The 25,972-nt window shown below is 40.0% G+C and carries 25 protein-coding genes, 1 riboswitch and 1 other annotated feature; of the genes, 23 read left to right on the forward strand and 2 right to left on the reverse strand.

Annotated features, from left to right (window positions below; genetic code table 11):
• Window positions 1-7: 7 nt before the first annotated feature.
• The 5 genes from PCY07_RS04095 (at window position 8) to PCY07_RS04115 (ending at window position 7,723) form a co-directional block, all read left to right on the forward strand.
• Window positions 8-1,357 carry a glycosyltransferase family 2 protein gene (locus tag PCY07_RS04095; protein ID WP_301355379.1) on the forward strand — a complete coding sequence of 450 codons (1,350 nt, stop codon included), beginning with the start codon at window positions 8-10 and terminating at the stop codon, window positions 1,355-1,357.
• A 1-nt stretch (window position 1,358) separates the two neighbouring features.
• Complete coding sequence (locus tag PCY07_RS04100; RefSeq protein ID WP_301355380.1) at window positions 1,359-3,104, forward strand: rhamnan synthesis F family protein; 1,746 nt, start codon at window positions 1,359-1,361, stop codon at window positions 3,102-3,104.
• A 10-nt stretch (window positions 3,105-3,114) separates the two neighbouring features.
• Window positions 3,115-4,602 carry a DUF2142 domain-containing protein gene (locus tag PCY07_RS04105; protein ID WP_301355382.1) on the forward strand — a complete coding sequence of 496 codons (1,488 nt, stop codon included), beginning with the start codon at window positions 3,115-3,117 and terminating at the stop codon, window positions 4,600-4,602.
• Between the two features lie 24 nt (window positions 4,603-4,626).
• Window positions 4,627-7,152 (forward strand): LTA synthase family protein, encoded by a 2,526-nt coding sequence (locus PCY07_RS04110; protein ID WP_301355384.1) that lies wholly within the window; start codon window positions 4,627-4,629, stop codon window positions 7,150-7,152.
• Window positions 7,153-7,246: 94 nt separating this feature from the next.
• On the forward strand, window positions 7,247-7,723 hold the full coding sequence (locus PCY07_RS04115; protein ID WP_041818472.1) for an EbsA family protein: 477 nt from the start codon (window positions 7,247-7,249) through the stop codon (window positions 7,721-7,723).
• Between the two features lie 9 nt (window positions 7,724-7,732).
• On the opposite strand, the gene PCY07_RS04120 is transcribed toward PCY07_RS04115, so the two are convergent.
• Window positions 7,733-7,930, reverse strand: a complete 198-nt coding sequence (locus PCY07_RS04120; RefSeq protein ID WP_013903397.1) for a ferredoxin — start codon at window positions 7,928-7,930, stop codon at window positions 7,733-7,735.
• 45 nt (window positions 7,931-7,975) lie between these two features.
• On the opposite strand from PCY07_RS04120, the gene PCY07_RS04125 reads away from it, so the two are divergent.
• The 14 genes from PCY07_RS04125 to PCY07_RS04190 all read left to right on the forward strand — a co-directional run bounded on the left by PCY07_RS04125 (window position 7,976) and on the right by PCY07_RS04190 (window position 19,278).
• Window positions 7,976-8,431, forward strand: coding sequence for an SAG1386/EF1546 family surface-associated protein (locus PCY07_RS04125; RefSeq protein WP_003015783.1), 456 nt, complete (start codon window positions 7,976-7,978; stop codon window positions 8,429-8,431).
• Between the two features lie 9 nt (window positions 8,432-8,440).
• The gene (cmk, locus tag PCY07_RS04130; RefSeq protein ID WP_003015791.1) at window positions 8,441-9,121 is read left to right on the forward strand and encodes a (d)CMP kinase; all 681 of its coding nucleotides are present in this window, start codon (window positions 8,441-8,443) and stop codon (window positions 9,119-9,121) included.
• Between the two features lie 23 nt (window positions 9,122-9,144).
• Window positions 9,145-9,273: a sequence feature (ribosomal protein L20 leader region), on the forward strand.
• A gap of 16 nt (window positions 9,274-9,289) precedes the next feature.
• Entirely contained in the window at window positions 9,290-9,820 is a 531-nt protein-coding gene (infC, locus tag PCY07_RS04135) for a translation initiation factor IF-3 (protein WP_003003721.1), read from the forward strand.
• A gap of 33 nt (window positions 9,821-9,853) precedes the next feature.
• Window positions 9,854-10,054 carry a 50S ribosomal protein L35 gene (gene rpmI / locus PCY07_RS04140; RefSeq protein WP_003003453.1) on the forward strand — a complete coding sequence of 67 codons (201 nt, stop codon included), beginning with the start codon at window positions 9,854-9,856 and terminating at the stop codon, window positions 10,052-10,054.
• Between the two features lie 49 nt (window positions 10,055-10,103).
• A complete protein-coding gene (rplT, locus tag PCY07_RS04145; RefSeq protein WP_000124830.1) occupies window positions 10,104-10,463 on the forward strand; it encodes a 50S ribosomal protein L20 in 360 nt (119 codons plus the stop codon).
• Window positions 10,464-10,567: 104 nt separating this feature from the next.
• Complete coding sequence (locus tag PCY07_RS04150) at window positions 10,568-11,035, forward strand: deaminase (protein ID WP_100208998.1); 468 nt, start codon at window positions 10,568-10,570, stop codon at window positions 11,033-11,035.
• Window positions 11,036-11,400: 365 nt separating this feature from the next.
• A complete protein-coding gene (metK, locus tag PCY07_RS04155; RefSeq protein WP_003015745.1) occupies window positions 11,401-12,591 on the forward strand; it encodes a methionine adenosyltransferase in 1,191 nt (396 codons plus the stop codon).
• Between the two features lie 190 nt (window positions 12,592-12,781).
• Window positions 12,782-14,041 carry a UDP-N-acetylglucosamine 1-carboxyvinyltransferase gene (locus tag PCY07_RS04160; RefSeq protein WP_049488236.1) on the forward strand — a complete coding sequence of 420 codons (1,260 nt, stop codon included), beginning with the start codon at window positions 12,782-12,784 and terminating at the stop codon, window positions 14,039-14,041.
• A gap of 56 nt (window positions 14,042-14,097) precedes the next feature.
• Complete coding sequence (locus tag PCY07_RS04165; RefSeq protein ID WP_013903402.1) at window positions 14,098-14,649, forward strand: GNAT family N-acetyltransferase; 552 nt, start codon at window positions 14,098-14,100, stop codon at window positions 14,647-14,649.
• Window positions 14,642-15,919 (forward strand): CBS-HotDog domain-containing transcription factor SpxR, encoded by a 1,278-nt coding sequence (gene spxR / locus PCY07_RS04170; protein WP_003015767.1) that lies wholly within the window; start codon window positions 14,642-14,644, stop codon window positions 15,917-15,919. Before PCY07_RS04165 ends, spxR begins: the two co-directional genes overlap by 8 nt.
• Window positions 15,920-15,940: 21 nt before the next feature.
• Window positions 15,941-16,801 (forward strand): methionyl aminopeptidase, encoded by an 861-nt coding sequence (locus PCY07_RS04175; protein ID WP_301355393.1) that lies wholly within the window; start codon window positions 15,941-15,943, stop codon window positions 16,799-16,801.
• Between the two features lie 84 nt (window positions 16,802-16,885).
• On the forward strand, window positions 16,886-17,857 hold the full coding sequence (locus PCY07_RS04180) for a YihY/virulence factor BrkB family protein (RefSeq protein WP_003015777.1): 972 nt from the start codon (window positions 16,886-16,888) through the stop codon (window positions 17,855-17,857).
• A 252-nt stretch (window positions 17,858-18,109) separates the two neighbouring features.
• Entirely contained in the window at window positions 18,110-18,574 is a 465-nt protein-coding gene (locus PCY07_RS04185; protein ID WP_301355395.1) for a MarR family winged helix-turn-helix transcriptional regulator, read from the forward strand.
• Entirely contained in the window at window positions 18,571-19,278 is a 708-nt protein-coding gene (locus tag PCY07_RS04190; protein ID WP_301355397.1) for a B3/4 domain-containing protein, read from the forward strand. The genes PCY07_RS04185 and PCY07_RS04190 overlap by 4 nt, the downstream gene beginning before the upstream one ends.
• Window positions 19,279-19,302: 24 nt before the next feature.
• Here the strand turns inward: PCY07_RS04190 and PCY07_RS04195 are convergent, their stop codons facing one another.
• Entirely contained in the window at window positions 19,303-19,746 is a 444-nt protein-coding gene (locus PCY07_RS04195; RefSeq protein WP_003014381.1) for a GtrA family protein, read from the reverse strand.
• 28 nt (window positions 19,747-19,774) lie between these two features.
• Window positions 19,775-19,881: riboswitch (PreQ1 riboswitch) on the forward strand.
• Here PCY07_RS04195 and PCY07_RS04200 point away from each other — a divergent pair.
• From PCY07_RS04200 to pulA, 4 genes are all read left to right on the forward strand, one after another.
• Complete coding sequence (locus tag PCY07_RS04200; protein WP_003014390.1) at window positions 19,879-20,388, forward strand: QueT transporter family protein; 510 nt, start codon at window positions 19,879-19,881, stop codon at window positions 20,386-20,388. (Overlaps the previous riboswitch by 3 nt.)
• An 85-nt stretch (window positions 20,389-20,473) precedes the next feature.
• A complete protein-coding gene (gene ligA / locus PCY07_RS04205; RefSeq protein ID WP_301355399.1) occupies window positions 20,474-22,432 on the forward strand; it encodes an NAD-dependent DNA ligase LigA in 1,959 nt (652 codons plus the stop codon).
• A 9-nt stretch (window positions 22,433-22,441) separates the two neighbouring features.
• Window positions 22,442-23,404, forward strand: coding sequence for a diacylglycerol kinase family lipid kinase (locus PCY07_RS04210; RefSeq protein WP_003014385.1), 963 nt, complete (start codon window positions 22,442-22,444; stop codon window positions 23,402-23,404).
• Between the two features lie 77 nt (window positions 23,405-23,481).
• Window positions 23,482-25,791, forward strand: coding sequence for a type I pullulanase (gene pulA / locus PCY07_RS04215; RefSeq protein WP_301355401.1), 2,310 nt, complete (start codon window positions 23,482-23,484; stop codon window positions 25,789-25,791).
• The last annotated feature ends 181 nt before the right edge of the window (window positions 25,792-25,972 follow it).

Raw genomic sequence — 25,972 nt, forward strand, 5'->3', positions numbered from 1 at the left:
GGGAAATATGGAAACGACGCCTTTTGTTTCGATTATTTGTACGGTTTTTAATAAAGAGCCCTGGTTAAAGAAGACGATTGATAGCTTCTTAGCCCAACAAACAGAGTTTTCTTATGAGATTATCTTGGTGGATGATGCTTCAAGCGATGGATCTCGTTCTATCATTCAGGATTATCAAGCCAACTACCCTGATCTGATTCGCGCGTTTTATCAGGATGAGAATCAGGGGATTTCTAAAACTTGGGTTTCTATCTGTAGAGAAGCGCGTGGACAGTATATTGCTCGCTGTGACGGAGATGATTTTTGGTTGGATCCTTTAAAACTTCAGAAACAGGTTGACTTATTAAAAAGTAAACCTGATTGCAAATGGTCCAATACAGATTTCGATATTTATGACGAAAAAGGAACTCTCGTTTCTAAGGCTGGCTTTGCTAATCATACGATTCCATTAGCAGATACCTATGAAAAGATGCTTGCAACAAGAGGTTTTACCATGGCCTCTACATGGCTAGTTGATAGAGATCTGATGTTAGAAGTCAATCAAGAGTTAGACCTAACGACATCAGATGATACTTTTAACCTCCAATTGGAGCTTTTTCAACGGACTTCTTTAGCCTATCTGGATGAAGCGACGGTAGCTTATACTATTAACCAAGGATCGGATTCTCGTCCTACTGATTTCAGAAAACTAGAACGCCGATTTCATAAGTTATTGCAAACGCAACTTGAGTATCTTGATAAATATCCAAATGCCGATTTTAAAGAGATGACGAAGATCCTTTTAGATCGTAATAATACGTATGAAATTCGTCTTTCTAAACCGATGGATTCTCTTTCACACATTGGAATGGAGTCTGTTACAATTTATTTTGGTGACGAAGAAAATACTTATTCGGAAGATCGTACCATGACCAAACTTCTTCAAAAAGAAGATAGTCTGGCAATCGAAATTCCGAAGGGAACTTCTGTTATCCGAGTCGATCTTTCGGAAAATCCTAGTTATTACTCTGATGTTGAATTGAAAGATTCGTCAGGCAAGGCATGTTCAGCTGTTTATTGTAATGGCGTTGTTGTTGATAATTTGTATTTGTTTAGCGAACCGGATCCTCAATTGATTTATGAAGTTGAAGAAGAAGGTGTGTATCAACTGAGCTATAAAATGATTTCTATAGATAATCCCTCTGCACCGGATTATATTGGAAAAGTTTTTGCTGCCGAAATGTTAGATTGTCAAAATAGTTTGAAAAATCTTGAGGCAGAGTTACAAGCTACGAAAGAAGCATATAATACAGTCATCCATTCTCGCCGTTGGACGATTCCAACAAAGATCTTGAAATTCTTAAGAATAAGGAAATAACATGCAACGTTTACTTTTATATGTTCACTTCAATAAATTTAACTTTATCAGTGGACATGTACTCTACCAATTAGAAAACATTCGTCCCCTGTACTCACGGGTGGTCTTTATCTCCAATAGTCAGCTACCAGAAGATGTGAAGTCTAATTTAGTAGCACAGCATCTGGTAGACGATATTCTAGAGCGCCAAAATAGTGGCTTTGATTTCGCTGCTTGGCGCGATGGAATGAAGACAGTCGGTTTTGATCAACTAGCCCACTTTGATTCGGTCACCCTCATGAATGATACCTGCTTTGGACCGCTTTGGGATCTAGAACCAATCTACCAAAAATTTGAGAATGATGATGAGGTTGATTTCTGGGGAATGACCAATTACCGGAAAGACAAGGATTTTAACGAGCATATTCAGAGTTATTATCTTAGCTTTAAAAAACAGGTTATTGAATCAAGTACTTTCCATGAATTTTGGCAGGGAGTTCAAGACTTTACCAATGTTCAAGATGTGATTGATAACTACGAAACCAAGGTCACAACGAACTTCTTGGATGCAGGTTTTCACTATAAGACGGTCTTTGATACCATTCATGAAGACACCACAGGGATGCTCTATCCAGACTTTTCTTACTACAATCCTACAGCGATTCTCAATCATAAGGTTCCTTTCATCAAAGTCAAAACCATTGCTAATAATGAAGGGATTATGCCTTATATTTTTGATGAGTTGGAGCGTGTAACGGACTATCCATTAGACTTGATTCTCAACCACATGTCTATGATTGATCGTCCGGACTATCCTTATCTCTTGTCTCGTAAGTACTTGAAAAAAAAGGAATTGGCAGGAGATTTTGATAAAAAAGTTGCGGTTCATCTTCATGTCTTTTATGTGGACCTCTTGGAAGAATTTCTAGATGCATTTCAAGACTTTCATTTTGCTTATGACTTATGGATCACGACAGATGCAGAAGAGAAGAAGCAGGCTATTGAACAAATCCTTTCTAATCGGGCACAAGATGCCACGGTTGTGGTGACTGGAAATATTGGACGAGATGTGTTACCAATGCTGCTCTTAAAAGATCAACTCTCAAAATACGATTATGTTGGCCATTTCCATACCAAGAAATCCAAAGAAGCAGATTTCTGGGCGGGTGAATCTTGGCGCAAAGAATTGATCGAGATGTTGGTCAAACCGGCTGATCAAATCCTAGCCAATATGGAAGCCAATCCAAAAGTCGGAATCACTATCGCAGATATTCCAACCTTCTTCCGTTACAATCGAATAGTGGTTGCCTGGAATGAAGCTCTTATTTCTCCAGAGATGAACAAGCTCTGGCAACGGATGGGAGCGACCAAGACAATTGATTTCAAAAATCTCAATACCTTTGTCATGAGTTATGGGACCTTTATTTGGTTTAAATACGATGCTTTGAAACCACTCTTTGATTTGAATTTGACAGCAGCGGATGTTCCAGCAGAACCTCTTCCTCAAAATTCGATATTGCATGCGATCGAACGTTTGTTGATCTATATTGCCTGGGATCAAAAATATGACTTTAGGATCTCTCAAAACCCACATGTTCTGACACCATTTATCGATAATAAGCAGTTGAACAATCGCGAAGATCTTCAACCCCATACCTTTGTAGACTTTAATCAAATTGGGGGGATCAAAGGAGCCTTGAAGTATATCGTAATCGGTCCTGCAAGAGCTGTGAAATATATACTAAAAAGAATGATAAAAAGAAAGTAGAGTAAATTATATGGGAGTTATTGATAAGACTAAAATTAGAAATATTTTAATCGCTATATTTTTAGTATTATTTTCAAGGGTGTTTTTGGCTAGTTTATTTCAATTTACTATCAATCTTAAAATTATACTATTAATTATTAGTATCGTGATGTATTTTATTCTTTTTGATCCAAAAGACAAAAAGAAATTGCCAATTAATGCTTTTTTTCTGATAATTATTTTCGGTAGTGTAATTTCAGTAGTGAAACCAGTCCAATATGGATTAGATGAAGAGTCTCATTTACCAAACGTAATTAGTATTTCTGATAGTCCTATTTTTAAATATTCCAATGAGAAATTGGAAGATTATAATTCAGTTTTTAAATATGATGCACTAAGAAATCCTAGTAAAAAAGATAAAAATTATTGGTTTAATGTTGAGCATAAGGAAAGTAAAATTAAAGGAGTAAGAGTTGGATTTGATAATCCAGCCTTCATTCCTAGTGCAATTGGATGGAATATAGGTAGATTAATATCTAAAAAAGTGTTTGTTTCCTATTATTTGGGAAGAATCTTCGAAGTAATAGCATATGCCATTCTAGTATTTATTGCATTAAAAATCAGCAAAGTTTATAGAGAAGCGATATATTTATTTTCTACATTCCCTGCAGTATTGTACATCATAGCAGGTTATCATTATGATTATTTATATTTTGGAGCAACTTTAATTAGTCTTGCTTTATTGACAAATATACTATCTGGTGAAAATAAAGTTGATAAAAAATATACTATTGCATTTCAATTTTCCACATTTCTATTTTCATTTGCAAAATTTCCGTTTGTATTAATTGGAAGTCTATTTTCAATATTGCCAAATAAGTATTATCAGGATAAATCAGTAAGAAAATTCAGTTCAATCTTGTTTGGTTTAAATTTATTAATTTCCTTTACATACGTTGGAATCATTAAATTGTTTGCTTCAGACAACGCTTTGTCAGGCAAAGGCCCAGGACTATTATATTTTGTAACACATCCATTACCATTAATTAGAACTTTACTTTTAGCACCATACGGTATTATTCATGACTTTGTTTCTGAACCATTGAAATATGTTTCAGAATCGTCTCCGTTTTTAATTGCAATTTCGATAGTTATTTTCTTTTTCGCTATGTTTGTAATTGCATTAAAAAATAAAATTGAAATGCCAACATTTTTTAAATATTACTGTCTTCTTTTACTTGCAGGTATTGCCTCATTAATAGTAATTGCTATTTCAGGAGATCCGAGGGTATATCACAAAGGTGATATTACTGTAGGTGGTGTTCAAGGTCGATATTATTATTATATTCTGATGTTCTTGCCACTCTTTTGTGGATCATGGTTTAGAAAACTATTTGGTTTTATGGAAACAACAATTCAGAATGAAGATTCGAACTTTGAATGCAGCTTGCAGTATATGTTAGTGTATTTAAACATTTTAACAATAAGTATTGGTGTATACACTCAATTACAGGGATAAAAAAACTTTTAGGAAGGATAAAAAATGAAAAGAAAGAGGAAATTAGACTTTAGAGATTTTCTTTTTAAAATTTTTAATAAAATAACAAGAACACAAAAGTATTGTATTGCTCTCTTTCTTTTATTTTTTATAAGCAACACTTTCTTAACACAAAATTTGATTTCTAAAGAAATTAAATCGACAGGATCTGTATTATTTCTGGTTAATCAGTGTGGTATTTGGTTTGGAATTTCATTTTTAATTTTAGTTTTACTAATTTCACAATACACTTTAAAATGGTTTTTTTTCCTTAAGATTTTAGTTTCATATGTAATCTATTTAATACTATCTTACTCGATTGATGTTTCGCTTAATATCAATAATCCTAGTTATAAGATTAATGATTTTGAAAAAAATAATTTTTGGCAATTTAATTCTCTAACCTTTGTTTTAACATTGTTAGTGATTTCTTATGTTTTGGGACAGATTAGAAAATCATATGATAATAAAGCAAACAGAAAAAAATTAGAACCTATTGGGAAATGGTTCGAATATGTCTTGCATTCTAGCGTAGTTTGTTCATTCATTTTTACTGATTCTAAAATTCCTTCTCTATTGTATCGTACATCATGGTATGTATCTGGAAATTTTGAGAAATTAGGAGCGGGAAAGTATTCCTTGAGCCAATTTTGGATTTTAGAATTTTATTTGCTATTCTTAAGTATTTTCCTGACTTTAGTTGGCCTGCTTTTTGTTAAGGGACAAGTTGATGTAGTAAAAAATAGGTCTAGTTTTTCGCTAGCTATATTTACAAGTATTAGTCTTGCAATATTATTTAATGCAGGAATACAATTGGGTCTAGGTCATGGGGAACCTTTGGTTGGATACTCAATATTTCCTGGAGGTGTAATATTTCAGATATTATGTTTATCTTATCTGTTTATTTTTCTATATATAATCTTTAATAGATATTTATTTACGACAATATTGATTTTATTTGGTGGGGTTCTGTTTATTGTTGCTAATGCTATAAAATTTAGTATGCGTGCGGAACCAATTTTGCCAAGTGATTTGGTTTGGGTATTTCAACCTTCTGTTTTATTTAGTTTTGTAGATGTCTCAGTTTTAATGACTGTGAGTATTTCCTTAGTGATTTTTACGTTTATTTATATAATTGGAAGGAGATATATTTATCCAGGTAGAATTATTCGCGCAACAATCTTAAGATTTGTTTTATTAGGACTTATGCTCTTATTGTCCATTAATGTTTATTCTATTTTTAAAAGAAAAGATAACGGTAAAATTATAGATGATGTTCCGATTATTACCTTGCTAAATAATTTCCAAGATACAAAGTGGTTAGGGAATTCTATAAATGCTAGATATCGATCGTTGTCATATGTATGGTTGAATCAGATAACTAGTGAACCAATAATAGAACCTAAAGGATATAGTGAAGAAAAAATTAAGGAAATCGAGAAGAAATACAATCAAATAGCTTTAACAATAAATAAAAATAGAAATGAGTTAATTGAGAATCAAACGATTGTTTATGTTTTAAGTGAGAGTTTTGCTGACCCAGCAAGAATAGAGGGAGTAAATTTATCTAGAAACCCTATACCAAAAATTCAAGAAATTAAGACCAAAGTTACAAGTGGATTAATGCAATCGGATGGTTATGGTGGTGGAACTGCAAATATGGAGTTTCAAACATTGACGGGGTTACCTTTTTATAATATCAATCCTACAGTTTCTGTATTATACTCAGAGGTTGCTCCTAAAATGAGAAGACTAATATCAGTCAGTGATTCATTTAATAATAAAGAAGTTATTCATTTCGAATCTCCAATTAATTATTCTAGAAATGTAATTTACAATAGATTGAAATTCAATAAATTTATAAGTATTGATGATAAAAAGAATTATGATTTAGGTTATCAAGAAGTGCATATAAGTGATGAATCTACGTATAAGGTAGTGTTGAAAGAGATGGATGCTAAAAAGAATCAGTTCTTTTCTGTCATTACAATTCAAAATCACTCCCCATTTATAGCAGGAGAACCTTCAGACTTAACAGCAACAGCCAAAGGATTTTCGGATGATGAAAATACAAAGTTAACAAATTATTCACGTCTTTTAACCTTCACCGACACTGCTACCCAATCCTTCCTTGAAAGTCTTTCTAAAATAGATAAGAAGATTACAGTGGTGTTCTATGGGGATCACTTGCCAGGTCTCTATCCTGAGTCTGCTTTTAAGAATAATCCTGAGAGCCAGTATCAGACAGACTACTTCATTTGGAGTAATTTTGATGCTCCAAAATTGAATTATCCTTTGGTCAATTCAAGTGATTTCTCTGCTATGGTCTTTGAACAGACCAATTCAAAAGTTTCACCTTACTATGCTTTGTTGACAGAAGTATTAAAAAAAGCAAGTGTCGATAAAAAGGCCTTAGAAGGTGAAGCACAAGAGATTGCGGACGATTTAAAAATGGTTGAATATGACTTGATTAGTGGGAAAGGATACCTATCTAAAGACTTCTTTAAAGTTCCAACTGATAAATCCAATTAAAAGGAGCACAAGCAGTTAAAAATCTTTGTGATTTTGGCTGTCTGGCTCCCTTTTTTTTGTTTTTTATGCTAAACTATTAGATGGGGGTATGCTCATGATTAAGATATTTGGAAAGGTCCATTATCATTGGCAACCGGACTTATCTATTCTTGTGACTTATTGGTCCATTGCAGTGATTCCGGTCTTTATTGGACTGGCCTTGATGTATGAGAGCTCTAGTGTGCCAACGCTAGTTTTGTTTTCGTTCTTTTTATTTATGGTCTTGCTCGCGATTGGAGTTCATCGTTACTTTACTATTTATGATGATGGGATTTTACGGATTATTACAGCCAATCCTTTTACCCCAATTAAAGTGAAGATCACTTCCATTGAGAAAGTAGAAGTGAATAAGAAGTCTATCAAACTCGTCTTTAATAATGGTTCGCGTAGTCGGACATTCTGTATGCGCAAATGGCCGAAAAAATACTTTATCAATGCACTTGCCTTAAATCCCTATTTTAAGGGTGAAGTAGTTTTGACGGATAACTTTATTCATGTGGACTACTATGAGATGTATTATGCAGACAAATAAAAAGCCCTCTTAATCTTTTAAGAGAGCATGAGTGGGGCATTCTCTGATAGCCTCGAGAACATCGTTTGTGACAGGGACTTCTTTTTCGAGGAGGTCGTCCTCTTCGGTAAATTTGACGATACCATTATCATGGTAATCGAACAACTCAGAGTAGGTTTGACAGAGACCGCAAGCGATGCAACGATCTGGAATTAACGTAACTTTCATACTTCTATTGTAATGATTTTTACGAGAAAAAACAAGGAGGAAGTCATGGCAAAAGAACCATGGGAAGAAGACATTTACGATGATGGAGAAGAAACATTGAAAAGAACGAGTAAATTAAATGGAGTGAAGGCTGATCGTCTCTTAACAATTTTGGCGATTATTTTCTTTGTGGTGGTTGTGGCCATGGTGTGTTTGTTGATTTTCCTTTCTACCGGAGGAAGCGACAAATCAAAACAAATGGCTGGTTTCTACAATGGAGAGACTAAGGTTGAACAGACATCATCAGCTCCTGTAGCACAGACGGACCAAGCAGCTACTAAAGATAGTTCAAAAGATGAGAACTCTGAAGAAGGTACGATCACTGTTCAAGCAGGTGAAGGGGAAGCAGCGATCGCTGCGCGTGCTGGTATTTCCATTGCCCAATTGGAACAGTTAAATCCATCCCACATGTCTACAGGATCTTGGTACGCCAATCCTGGTGATGTCGTTAAGATTCAGTAGGAGTAGAGAATGAAACAAATTCAAATTGCTATTGATGGCCCCGCTTCTAGTGGAAAGTCTACGGTTGCAAAAATTATTGCTAAGGATCTGGGTTATACCTATTTGGATACAGGAGCTATGTACCGTGCGGCGACTTACCTAGCTTTGCAAAATAATTTAACAGCTGAACAGGTTGATGACCTCTTAGATCTTTTAGATCAGTATCCAATTAGCTTCGGTCGTTCGGAAGAAGGAGAGCAGCTTGTCTTTGTAGCAGACGTAGATATTACTCACCCGATTCGCGATAACCAAGTGACCAACAATGTTTCATGGGTTGCAGCACTTGCGCCAGTCCGTGAAAAACTTGTCACTCTACAGCAAGCAATTGCAGCAGAGGGGGGCATCGTCATGGATGGTCGTGATATTGGGACTGTCGTTCTTCCACATGCAGAGTTGAAGATCTTCTTGGTCGCTTCTGTTGAGGAGCGGGCGGAACGTCGTTATAAGGAAAATGTTGAGAAGGGCATCACAGCGGATCTTGAATTGTTGAAAAAAGAAATCGCTGAGCGGGACTATAAGGACAGCCACCGTGCCGTTTCTCCTTTGAAACCTGCAGCTGATGCCATTCATTTTGATACGACGGGTGTTGGAATTGCAGACGTTGTTGCCTTTATTGAAGAAAAAGCAAAAAAACTTCTTGACAAAGAATAAAAAACTTGATATCATATAAAAGTTGAGAAAAGCAGAAGTGAGAACTTCTCGCCTTGTGACGCAAGTTGCCTGGCCCCTACGGATCAAGTTTCAGTAATGAAATACATCATGTAGTTCGGGCCTGTTTTGCAGGTCCGTTCTTTGTTTTTCTCGAATAATAAAAAAGAGGTGAAAACCATAGCAAAGCAAGACTTATTCATCAATGATGAAATTCGTGTACGTGAAGTTCGCTTAATCGGTCTTGAAGGTGAGCAATTGGGTATCAAACCACTTAGCGAAGCGCAAGCACTTGCGGACGACGCTAATGTTGACTTGGTTCTCATTCAACCTCAAGCTAAACCTCCTGTTGCAAAAATTATGGACTACGGTAAGTTCAAATTTGAGTACCAGAAGAAGCAAAAAGAACAACGCAAAAAACAAAGCGTTGTGACCGTGAAAGAAGTTCGTTTGAGCCCAGTAATTGACAAGGGTGATTTCGATACGAAACTTCGCAATGCTCGCAAATTCCTTGAAAAAGGAAATAAAGTGAAGGTATCCATTCGCTTTAAGGGTCGGATGATTACCCACAAAGAGATTGGTGCTAAAGTTTTAGCCGACTTCGCTGAAGCGACACAAGATGTGGCGATCATCGAACAACGTGCTAAGATGGATGGACGTCAAATGTTCATGCAATTGGCGCCAGCAACTGACAAGAAATAATCTGTCAGAAAGTTAAAAAAAGGAGAAAATATCATGCCAAAACAAAAAACACACCGCGCATCAGCTAAACGTTTCAAACGTACAGGTTCTGGTGGACTTAAACGTTTCCGTGCTTACACTTCTCACCGTTTCCACGGAAAAACTAAGAAACAACGTCGTCATCTTCGTAAAGCATCTATGGTGCATGCAGGAGATTTCAAACGTATCAAAGCAATGCTTACTCGCTTGAAATAATCGCGTATTCGTAAGTAAAGAATTCTAGGAAATATTGGAGGAAATATAAATGGCACGTGTTAAAGGTGGCGTTGTATCACGCAAACGTCGTAAACGTATTCTTAAATTAGCTAAAGGTTACTATGGAGCTAAACATATCTTGTTCCGTACTGCAAAAGAACAAGTAATGAACTCTTACTACTATGCATACCGTGACCGTCGTCAAAAGAAACGTGACTTCCGTAAATTGTGGATCACACGTATCAATGCGGCAGCTCGTTTGAACGGACTTTCATACTCACAATTGATGCATGGTTTGAAATTGGCTGAGATCGAAGTTAACCGTAAAATGCTTGCTGACTTGGCTGTTAACGATGCAGCAGCTTTCACAGCTCTTGCAGATGCAGCTAAAGCAAAACTTGGTAAATAATGTTTATAAGGCTGAGAAGATTTTCTCAGTCTTTTTTTCTTACTGATTTCATGCTATAATGAAATCAATTATGGGAGAAATCATATTAGATGGAGGACCTAAAGGTGACACATAATCGACTAGCATGGGATGAGTATTTTGCAGCACAGGCCTTACTAATTTCAAATCGGGCAACTTGTAATCGCGCTAAGGTTGGGGCTGTACTGGTTAAGGATAATAAGGTCATTGCAACGGGTTATAATGGGTCCGTTTCTGGGACAGATCATTGTCTAGAGGATGGCTGTCTAATGGTCGAGGGGCATTGTGTCCGGACGATTCATGCAGAAGTCAATGCTATTTTGCAAGGTGCTGAACGTGGAATTCCAAAAGGGTTTACAGCTTATGTGACGCATTTTCCTTGTCTCAATTGTACCAAGCAGTTACTCCAAGTTGGTTGCAAGCGGGTGGTATACATTCATCAGTATCGAATTGATGAATATGCCGAGTATCTCTACCGTGAAAAAGAAGTAGAACTGATGCATTTACCGATTGAAGAGGTGAAACAGGCAATTGCAGAGACAGAACTGGTCTAGTTTGTACTTTTTTTGAAGTGGAGACTGATGGATACTGTAATGAGGGGATAGGTATATTTTCAATTCTTCTGGATAAGTAGAAGAGAATGACGGCCTCAATCTTCTTGAATTTAGTTATCGAATTGGAAGGAATTTGTACTACAACCTGTTTTCCTATTCATATCTTTATTGCTAGTAAAGAAATATGTCTGCTACTCTCGGGAGTGATATAGATTGAAACTATATCAACTCCTTTTTTAAAACATAGTCTATCATAGTTGAAATGTGTTATAATGAAGTGTTATATGGTCCCGATAAGGTGATAGTCTTTCTATCAGTGCTTTGTAACTCTATAACGAATATTTATTTTAAGGGGGGACATTTTTATGTCAGAACGTAAACTTTTCACGTCTGAATCAGTATCTGAGGGGCATCCAGATAAGATTGCAGACCAAATTTCAGATGCTATTTTAGATGCTATTTTAGAGCAAGATCCAGAAGCACACGTTGCTGCTGAAACAGCTGTTTATACTGGTTCAGTGCATGTCTTCGGTGAGATTTCAACGACTGCTTATGTGGATATTAACCGTGTGGTTCGTGATACGATTGCAGAGATTGGTTATACCAATACGGAATACGGATTCTCAGCTGAAACTGTAGGAGTACACCCATCTTTGGTGGAACAATCTCCTGATATTGCCCAAGGGGTTAATGAAGCCTTGGAAGTTCGTGGAAATGCGGATCAAGACCCACTCGATTTGATCGGAGCAGGAGACCAAGGTCTTATGTTTGGTTTCGCAGTGGATGAAACTGAAGAACTCATGCCATTGCCAATCTCACTCAGTCACAAGTTGGTTCGTCGTTTGGCAGAGCTTCGTAAGTCTGGTGAAATTAGCTATCTTCGTCCAGATGCAAAATCACAAGTCACTGTTGAGTACGATGAAAACGACCGCCCTGTGCGCGTGGATACAGTTGTTATTTCAACTCAACATGATCCAGATGTCAGCAATGAACAAATCCACGAAGATGTGATTAACAAGGTCATCAAAGAAGTGATTCCAGCTTCTTATCTAGATGCTGAGACCAAATTCTTCATCAACCCAACAGGACGCTTTGTTATCGGTGGACCTCAAGGGGACTCAGGTTTGACTGGTCGTAAGATCATCGTGGATACTTATGGTGGTTACTCACGTCATGGTGGTGGTGCCTTCTCTGGTAAGGATGCGACTAAGGTAGACCGTTCGGCTTCTTATGCAGCTCGTTACATTGCCAAAAACATCGTAGCGGCAGGTCTTGCTAAGAAAGCAGAAGTGCAATTGGCTTATGCGATTGGGGTAGCTCAACCTGTTTCTGTTCGTATTGATACCTTCGGTACTGGAACAGTCGCTGAAAGCAAATTAGAAGCTGCAGCGCGTCAAATCTTTGACCTTCGTCCTGCAGGGATTATTCAAATGTTGGATTTGAAACGTCCAATCTACCGTCAAACAGCGGCTTATGGCCATATGGGACGGACGGATATCGACCTTCCATGGGAACGTTTGGATAAGGTAGAAGCCTTGAAAGAAGCTGTAAAATAATTAGTTGAAATGGAAAAGTTAGGGTTAAGATGATCCTAGCTTTTTTTCGTTTTGAAAATTCCTACAGATGGAAAAATAGGTCGATCTGTGGTATAATAGTTGCAGTATTTTAAATACATTGTCCCTTTTATTTCCGTTGAAAAAACGATAGTAAAAGGAAAAAGACTTGAAAGAGCTAATAATTATTAAGATGAAAAAAATTGTAATAAATGGAGGTCGCCCTCTAAAAGGAGAGGTGACCATTAGTGGTGCAAAAAATAGTGTAGTGGCCCTGATTCCTGCAACCATTCTGGCGGACGATATCGTGACCCTCGATGGGGTACCGGATATCTCAGATGTTGCAAGTCTGATTGAAATCATGACCATCATGGGCGCTAAGATCGAACGCAAAGAAGACAGTTTGATCATTGATCCACGTGGGGTGAAGGATATGCCCATGCCATTTGGGAAAATCAATAGCTTACGAGCTTCCTATTATTTCTATGGCAGTTTGTTAGGGCGTTATGGTCAAGCAACTGTTGGACTACCTGGAGGATGCGATCTCGGCCCACGTCCAATTGATTTGCATTTGAAGGCCTTTGAAGCGATGGGAGCCGCTATGACTATGGATGGCTCTAGTATGAAACTTGCGACAGATGGCAAGCCTCTTCAAGGAGCTAACATCTATATGGATACTGTTAGTGTCGGTGCAACGATTAATACGATTTTGGCAGCGGTCAAAGCTAAAGGTCGGACAGTGATCGAAAATGCTGCGCGGGAACCTGAAATTATCGATGTGGTGACCTTGCTCAACAACATGGGAGCTCATATTCGTGGAGCAGGGACAGATATTATTATCATTGATGGTGTTCCGCATTTGCATGGGACTAGACATCAAGTAATTCCGGATCGCATCGAGGCAGGAACCTATATTGCTCTTGCAGCTGCTATTGGGGAAGGTATCCAGATCAATAATGTCTTGTACGAGCATTTAGAGAGCTATATTGCCAAATTAGAGGAAATGGGTGTGCGCATGACCATTTCTGAAGATAGCATCTTTGTAGAAAAGCAAACAGGCTTGAAGGCGATCCAGATTAAAACTTCTCCTTATCCTGGTTTTGCGACTGATTTACAACAACCGATCACACCTTTGCTCTTAACGGCTGCAGGACGTGGGCGAATCGTTGATACGATTTATGAAAAGCGGGTCAACCATGTGCCTGAATTGGCTAAAATGGGGGCTACTATCTTGACTTTGAACGACCACATTATCTATGAAGGGCCAAATCAATTGACGGGATCAAGTGTGAAAGCGACAGATCTTCGAGCTGGTGCGGCTTTAGTGATCGCAGGTCTCATGGCTTCTGGAACAACAGAAATTACAAATGTGGAATACATCCTTCGCGGGTATTCAGATATTATTCATAAATTGACCCAACTTGGAGCAGATATCCAGTTGATCGAAGAGTAGTGATTGAATCTGAGATCTGGTAGTGGTGCCTGGATACATGAACATTGGAGTTTGAAATGAATATTTGGACGCACTTAGCTGCCTATTCACTGATTGAAACACAAAGGTTGTACTTACGACCTTTTCTCTTTGAGGATGCGGAAGATTTTTATAAGATTGCTTCGAATCCTGATAACCTACAATTTATCTTTCCTGCACAAGCTGATCTTGCTGAAACTCAATATGTACTAGCCAATTATTTCATAAAAAATCCATTGGGGGTTTGGGCGATCTGTGATAAGGAAACCAATCGGATGATCGGCTCCATCAAGTTTGAAAAGTTGGATGAAATCAAGAGTGAGGCTGAATTAGGTTACTTTTTACGTAAAGATTTTTGGGGAAAGGGCCTGATGACAGAAGCAGTCAAAGAACTGGTCAATTTATCGTTTGAGAAATTTCAACTAAAGGAACTTAAGATTGTCACCCATGTTGAAAATATAGGGAGTCAAAAGGTCGCTTTAAAGGCTGGATTTCGTCTCTTTCGTCAATTCAAAGGGAGTGACCGCTATACGCGTAAAATGCGCGATTATTATGATTTCCGCCTAGGTAGAGGGGACTTCTATGAGTAAACACCAAGAGATTTTAGACTATCTCGAAAAATTACCAATTGGAAAACGGGTCAGTGTCCGCAGTATCTCCAATTTTCTGAATGTTAGTGATGGGACGGCCTATCGTGCCATTAAAGAAGCTGAAAATCAAGGAATTGTCGAAACGCGTCCTAGAAGCGGGACCATTCGTGTCAAATCTCAAAAGGCAGTACTAGAGCACTTGACTTATCGGGAAATTTTAGAAATCACTGGATCTGAAATATTAGCAGGTGAGGAAGGTCTCGAAAAAGAATTTAATAAATTTTATATCGGTGCTATGACGGAGAAGCACGTCCTAGACTATGTGTCTGAAGGAGGCCTTTTGATCGTGGGAGACCGCACTAGCATCCAACGATTGGCTCTTAAGCATGACAATGCGGTCTTAGTGACAGGTGGCTTTGAGGTCAGTGAGGATGTGATTGATCTGGCTAATCAGGTAAAAATCCCAGTCATACGAACTTCACACGATACCTATACCGTCGCTACCATGATCAATAAGGCTTTGTCTAACATGCAGATCAAGACGGATATCTTGACAGTAGAACAGGTCTATCGGCCCTTCCATGAATATGGTTATCTTTCAGAAACTGATACGGTAAGAGACTATCTGGATTTGGTTCGAAAAAATCGCTTTAGTCGCTTTCCAGTTGTCAATCAGCACCAGATGGTAGTGGGGGTCGTAACCATGAGAGATGCTGGAGATAAGGCGCCTCAGACGACCCTTGATAAGGTGATGTCACGGACCATCTTTACCACTAAATTGTCTACTAGCATTGCAACGATTAGCCAACGGATGATTGCTGAAGATTATGAGATGATTCCTGTTATTCGCAATAATCAGACCTTGCTGGGTGTTATTACACGTCGAGATGTGATGGATCGGATCAGCAAGGTGCAGTTTTCAAGCTTACCAACCTTTAGTGAGCAAATCGGACAAAAGATTCTAACGGAGAATAATCATTACCAATTCACAGTGGAGCCAAGTATGCTTGAAAAGAGTGGTGTTTTGGCCAATGGGGTCATGATCGAAGTTCTGATGAAGATTGTTCGTAAGCTAATGCAAAATATTGGACGTAACCTGATCATCGAACAGCTGATCATCAATTTTTTACAGGCAGTACAGGTAGATGATGTGATTCGCATTGAACCACAGCTTGTCCGCCGAACAAGACGTTCTGCCCTAGTCGATTTTAGTTTGTATTTGGACTTGCAACTGATAGCGAAAGCAACCATTACGATTAAGATTAATTAAACAAAAAGAAATGAGGAGACAATGATTACATTAAAATCACAACGTGAAATTGAAGCCATGGATCGTGCGGGAGATTTCCTTGCCAGCATCCATATTGGATTGCGCGACTTGATCAAGCCAGGGCTTGATCTTTGGGAAGTAGAAGAATATGTCCGTCGTCGCTGTAAAGAAGCCAATGTCTTGCCACTTCAGATTGGTGTAGAAGGCAGTCTCATGGATTATCCTTATGCGACTTGCTGTGGCTTAAATGACGAAGTAGCCCATGCTTTTCCACGTCACGTCATTCTCAAAGATGGTGATCTTCTCAAGGTAGATATGGTCTTGTCTGAACCTCTAGATAAGTCTGTTTTAGATGTTTCAAAATTGGATTTTGATAATGTGGCGCAAGTGAAAAAATATACAGAGTCCTATACCGGTGGTTTAGCTGATTCATGCTGGGCTTATGCTGTTGGAAATGTTTCCCAAGAAGTCAAAGATTTGATGGAAGTGACCAAAGAATGTCTTTACAAAGGAATTGAAAAAGCGGTTGTTGGCAATCGCTTGGGAGATATTGGGGCAGCGATTCAAGAGTATGCCGAAAGCAAAGGCTATGGCGTGGTGCGTGATTTGGTCGGACACGGTGTCGGGCCTACTATGCATGAAGAACCAATGGTACCACATTACGGTCGTGCTGGACGCGGTCTTCGTCTGCGTGAAGGGATGGTCTTGACGATTGAGCCAATGATTAATACCGGTACTTGGGAGATCGATACAGATATGGAAACTGGTTGGGCCCATAAGACCCTTGATGGTGGCCTTTCTTGTCAATACGAGCATCAATTTGTGATTACAAAAGATGGTCCGGTGATCTTAACCAGTCAAGGTGAAGAAGGAACTTACTAAAGGATAGAGAGGAAAGAATGGAGCTGAAGGCAGGTGTCTGGTTTCGCTCTTTGCTCTTTTTTTAGTAAAACGGGGAGGTGACGGATGAAAAAAGTCATAAAAAAAGTGCTAGATCAGCCGTTTATAAAAGGCTTCGTGCGATTTTATCAGAGTGCAGAGTCTGATATCACCAGCATTGCGGTTGCCTATTATTTGTTGATCTCCATTTTCCCTTTGATGCTGATTGCAGCAAATATTTTGCCTTACTTTCATATTCGTCCTACCCAGATTCTTTTGAGCTTACAAAAAGTCTTGCCAGCTTCCTTATATCGAATAGTGGCACAGATGATTTCGAGTGTGTTGACCAAACCCTCGACAGGATTACTGAGTTTTTCGATTGTTTCCGCTTTGTGGATCTTCTCTCAGAGCATTGCCTACCTCCAAAGAGCCTATAACAAGAGTTATGGGGTGGAAAAGGAGCGTGGCATTATCTGGGGACGACTCTTTAGCTTCCTGATCAGTTTTGCCTTGCAGGGCTTGTTTGGACTTTCGCTCATTCTTTCCATGTTTGGGAAAATGATCGTTCGCTATCTCTATCGGACCTTTTCATTTGATCGGACGATTTATGTGCGTTTACTGAATTTGACAGAGCCGACTATCTACCTCTTGCTTTTTGTCAGTCTGGTCTTGCTCTATTACACTCTTCCAAATGTCAAAATTCCAAAATTTAGATATGTTCTTCCAGGAGCGACCTTCGTTGTTGCTGTCCTGTATGCGATCTTGAATATCTTTTGGAAATATGTAGATCGTTATGTGAGTCATTTCTTAGATGCTCGTTTCTTCGGTTCGGTCGTCTTAGCGGTCATCATGTTCTGGTTCATCTTGGTGGCAAAAATCATGATTATTGGTTGTATTTTAAACGCCAGTATCCAGTTTGCTAGAGAAGCCAAGTTCCAAACGCGCAATGGAGAAATTGTCTCCAAATTAAAAACGGAAGAAGTAGCCTTTTGGCATAAAGAAGCTTCACAAAAATTAAAGCGTCGGTTACGCTTGAGAAAAAAAGATAAAACGGAATAAGGGAGAGTGGGACAGAAATCGGTAATTCGTTAGAATTCGATTTCGTTGTCCCACCTCCGCACAGTTGAGTAGGGCTGTAAAAGCTGATGAAATCAGCGTAGTAGAGCCCACTCAACCACTGCGTCTTGCTCGACAATTCAAAAATAATTGAGAGGCTAGGACTTTTGTCCCAGTCTCTTTTTTGCCATCTATTTTTGTTGCATTTGCAACAAAAGTGTGATATGCTATTGTTAATAAGAAAGGAGGAGTGGGATGAGTATTTTGCGTGAGATAGGCATCATTGCGCGAGCTCTGGATTCTATAGCAAATATCGAATTTCGAGATTTGGATCTGGCGCGTGGTCAATACCTCTACCTGGTGCGAATTGCCGAGCAACCTGGAATTATTCAGGAAGAACTCTCTGAGCTCTTAAAAGTAGATCGCTCAACTGTTGCCCGATCCGTAAAAAAACTAGAAGAACGAGGCTTGATTCAACAGCGCCCCAAGGGTCAAAACCTTAAAACCAAGGAATGGGAATTAACTGAAAAAGGCAAGAAGATATATCCCTTCATTTTAGGGGAGCATCTTTACTCTGAGGCAACTGCCTTAAAAGGATTTTCCAAAGAAGAAGTCGCACAGTTAGAGGAGTATCTGATCCGAGTTCGTGAGAATATTACCCTGGATTGGGAACTAGTCAAAAAAGGTCAAAAAAGAAATTATAGTGAGGTAAAACAATGAAAGTGACAGTCGATCAAGCATTTTGGGATTTATTTCCAACAGCTAGCATTACAGTGATGTCCTTGTATGGTATTGATAATACAGTAGATGAAGCCAAGGATCCTTATTTCAAAGAATTATTGGACAAGGGTGCCAAGCGAGCATGGGAATTTATCGATGAAGAAAACTATACTCAAAGTGAGTTCGTTCAAGAGTGGCGCCAAGCTTTTAGCAAGTTTAAAACAAAAAAAGGAGCCCGATCTTCCATCGAGGCACTCTTAAAACGGGTTCACCAGGGACGTGAATTCTATCCGATTAATCCTTTGGTGGATCTTTACAATAGCGTGTCGATGGCTTATGCCCTTCCTTGTGGGGGAGAAGATATGGATAAGTTGGTGGGTGGACTCTCTCTAGGCCAAGCGAAAGGAGGCGAACCTTTCTTTCCGTTAGGAGCTGAAGAAGATGCGCCAGCTTTGGAAGGGGAGATCATCTACTACGACCAAGAAGGAGCCGTTTGTCGTTGCTTGAATTGGCGTGAGGCTCAAAGAACCATGCTAACAGAAGATACCAAGGACGCAATTTTGGTGATTGAAGCTATCAATGAAGAGCAGGCTAAACGCGCACAAACAGCTATGCAGGAATTGAAAGATCTAGCCAAGAATTATTTTGGGGTCGAAGGCACCATCTATCAATTAAGTGCAGAGCATGCAAGTATAGAAGTTTAAAAGAATAAGGCTGAAACAATCGTTTCAAGCCTTGTTTTTATTTTTAAAGACAAAGAGTTTACTAAAGACATAATTGAGGACCACAATGGCCACTTGTGCAAAGAGGGTTTCAATCAGATTGATTTGGCTCTTGTTATTGTGGACGAATTGACCGATAATTCCTGGGAACTGCTTGACAAAAATCTCGGTCAAGGCCATATCTAGAATAAAGGTCCCAGAGCGCGCAATTGCAAATCGGATCAAGCGCTGAAACCAGCCCTTTCTTTCTTGTTTAAAAACAATGGTATCGTTGGTCGCAAAGGCAAAGAGGATCCCAGCAATGTTTCCAATCGCTGTCGCTAATCGTTCATCACGAGACACATGATAGATGAAGAGGCGGGTTACGACGGAAACAAGGGTTGTGGCAACTCCAAAAAAAAGATAGGATAAAATTTCATTATCAAAAAATTTTTTAATTAGTGTTTTCATAAATTCAGTCTACCATAAAACCTCAAAATATGCTATACTTGAAAGGTTGAAGAAATCAAACCTTCAACCCTTGGTGCTTAAGATCCTTTCGCCAAGCATATTACACGCGGGAAAACCGCTAAAGGAGAATAGATGAAACAGTTAACTGCTCGTGATATGGCACAAATTGCCATTGTTGCTGCGATTTATATCGTATTGACCATTACCCCCCCTCTCAACGCTATGGCCTACTATGGCTATCAATTCCGTGTTTCGGAAATGATGAATTTCTTAGCTTTTTACAATAAGAAGTACTTGATTGGGGTGACTCTTGGTTGTATGATTGCTAACTTATTTAGTTTTGGATGGATCGATGTCTTTGTCGGTGGAGGTTCAACCTTTGTCTTCTTAGGACTTGGACTCATTCTATTTGGTCGATTCAAAAACAAGTTCTTGTTTAACGGTCTTATTCGCTTGGACCATTTCTTGTTTGCGATTTTCTTTTCCATCTCCATGTTTACGATTGCCTTGGAACTATACTACCTTCAAGGCCAACCATTCTTCTATAACTGGTTGACTATGGGATTGGGTGAATTCGCATCCTTGATTTTTGGAGCGATTGTGATCAATCAACTTTCTAAACGGATCGATTTTACAAAATAAGAAAAGGGAGCTTTGGCTCCTTTTTTTCATGCTAAGAATGCAGTAAATTCAAGGCTAAATTAAGATTTTATGATAAAATAAGAACATGAAAACCAGAATGAAAGAATTAGTGGAATTACTCAATCGATATGCTTACGAGTATTACACAAAAGACACTCCATCTGTTTCAGATAGTGAATATGATCAATTATATCGGGAGTTGGTGGAACTAGAAACCGCTCATCCTGATGAGATCTTACCAGAGAGTCCTACTCACCGTGTAGGTGGGGTGGTTTTAAAAGGCTTTACCAAATACCAGCACCAGTATCCCCTTTATAGTTTGCAGGATGCTTTTTCGCGTGAAGAATTAGAAGTCTTTGATCAGCGTGTCCGTAAGGAATTTCCTTCCATCAGCTATGTTTGTGAGCTGAAGATCGATGGCTTGTCCATTTCCCTCACCTATGAAAATGGTGTCCTTGTAACGGGGGCAACACGTGGGGATGGTTCTGTCGGTGAGGATATTACAGAGAACCTCAAGCGGGTCAAGGATATTCCTTTGGTGTTACCAGAGCCAGTGAACATCACAGTTCGAGGTGAGTGCTACATGCCGCGGGCTTCCTTTGATCGGGTTAATCAAATTCGTCAAGAAAACGGCGAGCCGGAGTTTGCTAATCCACGAAATGCTGCTGCAGGAACGCTTCGTCAATTGGATACGAAAATCGTGGCTAAGCGAAATCTCGCAACCTTCATGTATCAAGAAGTGAGCCCGACGGATCAAAGCAGTCAGGAAGGCGTGCTTGAGAAATTAGCCCGCTTAGGGTTTGTCGTGAACCAAGAGCGAGTGCTGGCTGAGGATATGGAGCAAATTTGGGACTTTATCCAAAAAGTAGCCCAACTTCGAGAGGATCTTCCCTATGATATCGATGGGATCGTCATCAAGGTCAATGACCTAGCTGTTCAAGAAGAACTAGGCTTTACCGTAAAAGCCCCTAAATGGGCTGTCGCCTATAAGTTTCCAGCTGAAGAAAAAGAAGCGAAAATCTTATCGGTGGATTGGACGGTTGGACGGACCGGAGTTGTGACCCCAACTGCCAATCTAACTCCAGTCCAGCTAGCAGGAACTACCGTTAGTCGGGCAACCTTGCACAATGTGGACTATATTGCTGAAAAAGATATTCATCAGGATGATACCGTCATTGTCTACAAGGCGGGTGATATCATTCCTGCGGTCTTGCGTGTCGTCAAAGATAAACGGGTATCTGATCAAGCATTAGCTATTCCAACTCAATGTCCGAGCTGCCAGAGTGAGTTGCTTCATTTCGAGGATGAGGTGGCCCTTCGCTGTATCAATCCGCTCTGTCCAGCCCAGATTAAGGAAGGATTGAACCACTTTGCCAGTCGGGATGCTATGAATATCACAGGCTTGGGTCCAGCTGTTGTAGAGAAACTCTTCGCAGCTCAGTTGGTAGAGGATGTAGCTGGGATCTATCGTCTGACAGTCGAGGACCTATTGACCTTGGAAGGCTTTAAAGAAAAATCTGCTGAAAAACTCTATGAAGCCATTCAAGCTTCAAAAGAGAATTCAGCTGAGAAGTTACTCTTTGGTTTGGGGATCCGCCATGTCGGTAGCAAGGTTAGTCAAATCTTGCTCCAAGAATTCCATGACCTCGATCAATTGGCTACAGCTGATCCAGAACGAATTGCCAGCATTGATAGTCTCGGTATGGTCGTGGCTGAAAGCCTCAAGCGTTATTTCGCTCAAGAAGGATCCAAGCGCCTATTGCAAGAGCTTAAAGAAGCTGGTGTCAATATGGCTTATCTTGGTGAGAAAGTCGCTGCTGATGCGGCCCTATCAGGAATGACAGTCGTTTTGACTGGGAAGCTAGAGCGACTCACGCGTTCAGAAGCGAAGGCAAAATTAGAAAGTCTGGGCGCTAAGGTGACTGGATCGGTTTCCAAAAAAACAGATTTAGTCGTTGCAGGTAGTGACGCTGGTAGCAAGTTAACCAAAGCACAAGAATTAGGAATCCAGGTAGAAGATGAGGCCTGGCTTGAAAGTTTGTAGAGGATCTTTATGGTAGAACGAATCAAAAAAGCCCGTTTAATTTATAATCCGACCTCTGGGCAAGAAATTATCAAGAAAAATATTGCGGAAGTCTTGGACGTACTTGAAGACGTGGGCTATGAAACCAGCGCTTATCAAACGACTCCTGAACCATTTTCTGCCCAAAATGAAGCAGAAAGAGCCGCTAAAGCAGGCTTTGATTTAATCATTGCCGCTGGTGGAGATGGTACGATTAACGAAGTGGTCAATGGGGTTGCAGGTCTGGAAAATCGGCCGCAGATGGCCTTTATTCCGACCGGTACCACCAATGACTATGCACGTGCCTTGAAGATCCCGATGGGCGATCCTGTGGCAGCTGCCCGCATTATTGAAAAAAATCAAACCATTCAGATGGATATTGGTCGTGCCTATGGCAGTAAGTATTTCATCAACATTGCTGCAGCAGGAACCATGACAGAATTGACCTTCAGTGTTCCAAGTAGTGTTAAATCTCGCTTGGGTTACTTTGCCTATGTGGCTGAAGCAGCTAAAATGTTACCGCGAAACAAGGCTCGGAAGGTGCGGATTGAGCACGACAATGGTGTCTTTGAAGGGCCAGCGTCTATGATTTTTGTGGCCTTGACCAACTCGATTGCTGGCTTTGAAAGTGTCGCGCCAGATGCTAAGCTTGATGATGGGAACTTTACCTTGATTATCGTAAAAACTGCTAAGCTCTTTAACATGTTGTCCCTGATGATTCAGGCTATCAATGGGGGCAAGCATGTGCACGATGAAAATGTAGAATATCTCAAAACCAAGAAGTTGACGATCGAAATGTTAGGGAAAAATGCTCAACCATTCCGCATCAATCTAGATGGGGAGTACGGAGGAGATACTCCAGTTGAATTGGAAGTCTTCCATAATCACTTGGAATTCTTTGCAAATATTGATGAAATCAACAACGATGCTTTGGTTCACACATCTGAAGAATAAAAACAAATAGTTAGAGCCACGTACGTGTTTCACGAGGAATGGTTCCTTCGGTATTAAATTGGAAATAGGAAAATGTTATGCGACAATACCAGGTAAAGCTTCATTTTCATAAGCAAAAAGGAAATTATTTTGCCTATGATATGTGGCAGTGGCAGGATCAAGTAGAAGGAAAATCAGTCTCTTTCTCCAAGTTGGATTATTTTGGAGTAGAGGGAAATCTGGTATACGAGAGTGAGGGTGCCTTGAACCGGGGCCATGTCCTGGTTAAAGAAGGGGATTGGCTCACCAAGACCCGTGATTTTGAAATCGAACTTTTACCAGAAGGGCATGTTCGAGAAGTGTGGATTCTCGATGGAGACGATACAGTCTATTATTCTTTGCAAGCTGCTTTGACGAGTCATGCCTACAGCCATCGTCAGCCTCATGCCTACGATATGGTGACCCATGCCAAGGAATTCGATGCCAAGTGGGCTTATCAAGGCTGGCTCGGTCATCGGGAGGAAGAAGGGGAGCATTGCTTTAAACTGTGGGCTCCAACGGCTAAGAAAGTTGAATTGTTGCTTTATCAATCAACCGAGCTGGATGCGCCTATTTGGAAGAGCATGCCGATGACACGTGGCAAACAAGAGTCTAGCTACCACCCAGAAAATACCCATGGTGTTTGGATTTTAGATTTTCTAGGAAATTTAAGTGGCATGGCTTATCAATATCGTGTGCATTTTGAACACCATACTCAAGTGACGCGCGATCCTTATAGCATTGCAACGACAGCCGATGGGATGCGCTCAGCCATTCTTTCAAGAGCAGATCGTCAGTTTGATTGGGGCACTAAAAAAGGTGCCGATGCGACTCCTTGGCGCTTGGATAACCCTTGTCAAGCAGTGATCTATGAGATGCACCTTCGGGATTTGACTAAGTCACCGACTTCAGGTGTGGACGAGTCTTTGCGAGGGACCTATCTTGGTGCTTGCCAAAAAGGAACCGTTAATAGCCATGGTGATGCAACTGCTTTTGATTATATCCGTCAGTTAGGAGTCAATGTCGTGCAACTGCAGCCGATCTCTGATCGCTTTAAACAGTACGACGAAGAAGGCCAGGTGACCTACAATTGGGGTTACGATGTTCAGAATTATTCTGCACCAGAAACTAGCTTTTCAACAGATTCATCCAATCCGAAACAAACCATGAAAGAGCTCAAAACCATGATCCGGGCTTATCATGAGGCAGGAATTTCTGTGGTCATGGATGTGGTCTACAATCATATCTACTCGACCGAGCATGGTCCTTTCCAAAATAAAGTACCCGATTATTATTACCGGATGGAGCCGGATGGCCGCTTCCAAAATGGGACAGGTGTCGGTAATGAAACAGCTAGTGAGCATGAAATGTACCGCAAGTACATGATTGATTCCCTCACGCACTGGGTCAAAGAGTACCAGATCGATGGCTTCCGCTTTGATTTGATGGGGATTCACGATGTAAGGACGATGAATGCTATTCGGGAGGCAATGGACGCTCTGGATCCTCGCATTCTCCTTTACGGAGAAGGTTGGGACATGGGAACAGGTCTCGCACCAGAGGACAAGGCTAAGAAAGACAATGCGGCGCAATTGCCTCGAATTGGATTCTTCAATGATACGGAGCGCGATGCTATTAAAGGGGCTGAGGTTTATGGTTCCATCAAACGTGGCTTCGTCAGCCGAAAATCGACAGAGAATATCGTTGCGCGTGCTGCTCTAGGTAGTGCAGAGCTTGGTCATTATTTAAGTCCGAATCAGGTCTTGAATTATGTGGAAGCTCATGACAATTATAATCTCTACGACTTGCTTCAGACCCTTCATCCGAATGAAGAAGTAGCAGGATTGGTCAAGCGCTCAGAGTTGGCTACAGCCATGAATCTGCTCTTTCAGGGCATGACCTTTATGCAATTGGGTCAAGAGTTTATGCGGACCAAATTGGTAGCGACAGGTCCTGATGGAGAAATCACCCCTTTGGATCGTGAGCGGGCCATGAATTCCTACAATGCTCCAGATTTTGTGAATCAGGTCAATTGGGATTTGGTCAGTCAGAACAAGGAATCAATTGCCTATATCCGAAGCTTGATCGCCTTGAAGACAAGTCTTCCTGTCTTAGGGCTTGAAAGCTATGATAAAATCTACCAACAAGTCTTTATCCAATCTGCAACTGATACCAGTGGTCTTGTCATCTATGAACTAACAGGAGACAAGAAGTACTTGGTCATCTTCAATGCTAGCGGGCTTCCATATTACCTCCAAAATTCAGATAAATTGAAATTAATGGTTGGTAATAGTCGCCATAAACGTCCATTCTATGTGGAGAATTTAACAGCTTCTATTTTTGAAGTTCTAGATGAAGGTAAAGCGTGATCTTTTTAAAGAAATCACAAAATCCCTGAGTTTAAAAACTCAGGGATTTTTTTTATTATGTGACTTTCAGTCCGTCTCGCTCCGTTAGGTGCGAGACAAAAAACCACCCGCTATGCGGGTGCGCATCGAAGGTTATACCAAAAAAACTCCAAACGCGATACAATTAAGGTGTTCAAGCCAA

The organism is Streptococcus sp. SP1 (assembly GCF_030440005.1).
In the GTDB taxonomy this organism is placed as follows: Bacteria; Bacillota; Bacilli; order Lactobacillales; family Streptococcaceae; genus Streptococcus; species Streptococcus parasanguinis.